Origin of the sequence: Brachyspira sp. G79 (assembly GCF_002379365.1) — a bacterium.
Lineage (GTDB): Bacteria > Spirochaetota > Brachyspiria > Brachyspirales > Brachyspiraceae > Brachyspira.
Genome location: NZ_JQIU01000009.1, coordinates 268,819 through 273,039, shown reverse-complemented (window position 1 = coordinate 273,039; position 4,221 = coordinate 268,819). Strand labels below are relative to the sequence as shown.

Below are 4,221 nucleotides of genomic sequence, written 5' to 3'. Positions count from 1 at the left end.
AATAGAATATGGTATAAGTCCAAATAAAATAACATTGATAGGTACAAATTTAGTTATGCTAGGCAATTTGATTTTTATAACATTTTTTAATATCAAGTCTATACTTATAATATTCAAAAAAACTGATAGTATTACAAATATAAAAGAAATTACTATCGGTAATACCAAATCAGTATTTTATATATATATTTACGGAGCTTGGGCTTTTATAGTATGTTTTATAATACCTGTATTATATAGTATATTTGGATAATAAAAAATAATTTTCAAATTATTATATAACCAACCATAATTTGTCAAAAATTAAAAAATGTAAATAAAAAAGTGCATACGTATAAAAAATAAGCATGCACTTTTATTGAAACTATTAAAATTATTGTATATTCAAAATCTTAAGCATTTCAGCTTCTATTGCTTTAATATCTCCTTTTGCTTCCTGAATAGCTTTTATTTCTGCTCTTCTTTGCTCTAATAATTCTTCCTGACCTTGTTTATCCAAAGTAGCTTTTTTAGTAAAATATGCGTCGCTTATAAGTTTGTCAGCTACTCTCAAAGTTCTGTCGGATACTATTGCTTTGTCTGATGCATTCTCTGCTTTAAACATATCAAAACTTGCATCTGTTTTTAAAACTCCTTCAGGCATTCCATCGAGTATGCTTCCTTTCCATTCCAATTTTGGCTGATAACTATATGTAATATAATTAAAAACTTCTGCATTTTTTATTTCATTATTATCAACGAATATATCATATGCTTTATTATTAAGAGTATCTAATAAAAGCATTTTATTTTTGCCGTTTTCTGTGTATATTTTTTGACTACATTCCAAAGATTGAAAATCAGGATTATTAATAAGCAGTCCTGTTTCTGAATCAAAATCTACTTCCAAATTATCTTTTAAAAGTAAAGTATAATGTGCGATACCGCCTCTTCCTGCAGAACTTATATATTCGCCTGAAAGCATTAATTCTTCTTTGCCGTCATTATTGATATCACATAAGAAGAAAGATACGCTATGCAAAGGATAATACATTTTGCTGGCTATATAAGATGAATATTGTTCTCTATCAAAGTTTCCTGAATCTATAAATTTAGAGTCTTTAGTATAATCTTTCAAATCATTTGTAGAAATTGAATTAATTTTGGCAGATTCTATATTATCTATATCTCCAAGTTTAAAATTATAATTTTTTATTTCTTTAAATGAAGCATATAAATTATCTTTTATGAACTCAGGATTATAATAATGCATATTTACTAATCCGTTCATAGTGCTTTCAATTAAAAATGTATTCTTTTTAAACTCAAGTAAATTAAGGTTGTTCCAACCGTCATAACAATAAACGGTATTAATATTGTAATAATTTTGATAATATTCTAAATAGTCTTCTATATCATCATTAGCTAATCTATTATTTATATAAGTTTTTATATATTTGTTCATTATATTTGTATTGCCTATTTCTTCTGCTATTTCTACTGAAGATAAACGGGCTGTACCTTCCAATTCAATTGAAGTTAAAGAATAATTATTTTCATTGAATAAATCTATATATCCATTATCTTTTACAATGTATTTATAAAAATCATCTTTATAAGCATCAGCAACTAATTTTTCTGCTCTTAAAGAATCAGGAGCTTCTATTATATAATCAACTAATTTAATTTTATTGCTGTAATCATTATCATCATCATACTTTGCTATCATCATAGATATATTAGTACCGCCTGCTTTTTTCCATTCTGTTAAATATTTTTTCTCTTCTTCAAAATAATAAAGCGAATCGCAGGCAAAATGAGATAAGAATAATGCTAAATAAACATCAGCATCTTTTTTATTTAATTTTAATAATTCTTCTCTTGCTTTTTTTAATGCTAAATTTTGATCAACATATAAATATCCAACAGCATAATAATCTGTAACTTCACTATATATCCCCCAATTACCCCAGCTTATTAAGAATTCTAAATCTAATGCAGCATAATTAACATTTGATATAAACTCTATAGAATATTTTTTTCTTTCATCATCATTTGCAAATTTCCTATTAAGAAAATCAAAATTCCTTTTTGCATATTCATTATTTTCTCTTAATTTTTTAAGCTTCTCATCAAATTTAGTTTTATCTGCTCTAATGCCTTTATATACATATTTCATATCAAAGAATTCTTTTTGATTATTTGTCTGTTTGCTTTGATTAACTAAAGTATTAGTTTGAATATTTTGAGATTGTGATGTTTGATTAGTTTGAGTATTTTGTTCTGACTGATTTGTTTCTTTGTTTCCGCCGCATGAAATTACAGCAATAACTAAAATAAATGCTGCAATTATAGAAATAATATTTTTCATATAGTACCCCATGTATATATTGTAGTTTTCGCATTATAAATTAAAATGAGTGAAATTTCAATTATAGAATATTAATAAAAAAGTGCATACATATATAATGCATGCACTTTTATTTTATTATTTTTTATATAGTAAGATAGTATTCTAAACTGTCTGGATTATTTAAATGATGAAGTGCTGCTTTGTCATCTTCTTCTATAACAATATCCATAGCTGTTTTTCCTTCTCTATTTTTAATGTTATAATCGGCTCCCATATTTATAATAACTCCTAACATACCATAACTTCCAATAACATTTTCTACGGCAACTATTAATGGAGTATCTCCATTATCATTTTTTTTATTTACATCAGCACCATTTTTTATCATATAGTAACAAGCATCTGTACCAAACCAAACTTCACGTACTAAATATGTTAAAGGGGTATCTCCTGTTGCTGAACATATAGCATTTAAATCAGGCTTCAAATCAATAATATCTTTAACTAAACCAATATTACGATACTTCATTGCTATTATTAAGGGAGTATATCCGTATCCGTCTTCTAAATTTATATCAGCACCTTTCTCTACTAAAAATTTAACCATTTCTTTATCATTTCTAGCAGCAGCTAAGCCAAGAGGTGTAATATTATCATATTGTTTATTTAAATCAGTATCATCTTTTATAAGTTTTTCTAATTCTTTCATATCGCCTTTAGATATAGCATTCATCAATTCATCATATCCGTCTATATTATTGGAATCCTCGCTTGATAATAATTTTTCTATTTCATGATATTTGCTATTTTTTGCTAATGTTATAGCTTCTTCTCTAGTAGTATTAGTATTAAGATTAAAAATATCATTATCTACTAATAATTTAGTTATATCATAATTATTATATGCATAAAGCATATAATCATCAGCTGAGTTTAAATTAGCTCCTTCATCAATTAAAAATTTAGCCATTTCTATATATCCGTTTTCAGCAGCTACTTTCAAAGGAGAATCAACCCAAAATCCGTCATAAAATCTCTGAGCATCTATATCTTGTCCTATAGATAATAAATATTTAACCATTTCTATGTTATTTTCTCGTACTGCTTCTGGAATTAAAGTTTCTTTTGAATCTCCTCTTTTTACAAGAAGTTTAAGTATATCAAGATTGTTGTTGCCAATAGCAATATCTGTCAAATAAGTAGAATATTCATAACCATAATCTCTATTTTTATCAAGTCCTTTATCAATTAAGATTTTAGTCATTTCAGGATTATTATTTCTAACAGCATAGTAAAGCATATCCATACCGCCTTCTGTTTCCATATCATCTACTCTGGCATTAACATCAGCCCCTTCTTTTATAAACTCTTTTGCTAAATCATTGTATCCGAATTGTACTGCCAAAAATAAAGGAGTAGAATCTTTAAATATATATTTATCACCAAAATTTGTCATTTCAGTAATTTTTCCTTCTAATCCTTCCTCTGCTATTAGTTTTGATATTTCGTATATTGGTGCTTTATATTTATGTTCATTAAGTATTTCATCTATTTTTTTATATCCTGTAGGCATAGGTTCTAATTCTGTACCTTGAATATATTCATTAGTATATTTAGTTGTATCAATGTTAATATCAATATCTGTATTATTATTTTCATTTGTAGTTGTAGGATTAATATATACTTTATTAGTTTCTGTTTGATTAGTTTGAGTATTTTCTACTGCTTCTTTATTACTGCCGTTACCGCCTCCGCATGAAATTATAGAAATCGTTAAAATAAATATTACAATTATAGAAATAATATTTTTCATAGTAAACCGTCCGTATGTATTTTTATTTTCGCATTATAAATTATAATAACTAAAATTTCAATTACAAAATATTAAT

The 4,221-nt window shown here is 25.8% G+C and carries 2 protein-coding genes and 1 pseudogene; 1 reads left to right on the top strand and 2 read right to left on the bottom strand.

Annotation, left to right across the window (positions count from 1 at the left end):
- A pseudogene (locus tag KQ44_RS14155) lies at positions 1-253 on the top strand (hypothetical protein); the annotation flags it as partial.
- A 120-nt stretch (positions 254-373) separates the two neighbouring features.
- Here the strand turns inward: KQ44_RS14155 and KQ44_RS14150 are convergent.
- Together KQ44_RS14150 and KQ44_RS14145 are read right to left on the bottom strand one after the other, a co-directional pair.
- Positions 374-2,350, bottom strand: a complete 1,977-nt coding sequence (locus KQ44_RS14150) for a hypothetical protein (RefSeq protein WP_096737989.1) — start codon at positions 2,348-2,350, stop codon at positions 374-376.
- Between the two features lie 124 nt (positions 2,351-2,474).
- On the bottom strand, positions 2,475-4,145 hold the full coding sequence (locus tag KQ44_RS14145) for an ankyrin repeat domain-containing protein (RefSeq protein ID WP_096737988.1): 1,671 nt from the start codon (positions 4,143-4,145) through the stop codon (positions 2,475-2,477).
- Positions 4,146-4,221: the final 76 nt, after the last annotated feature.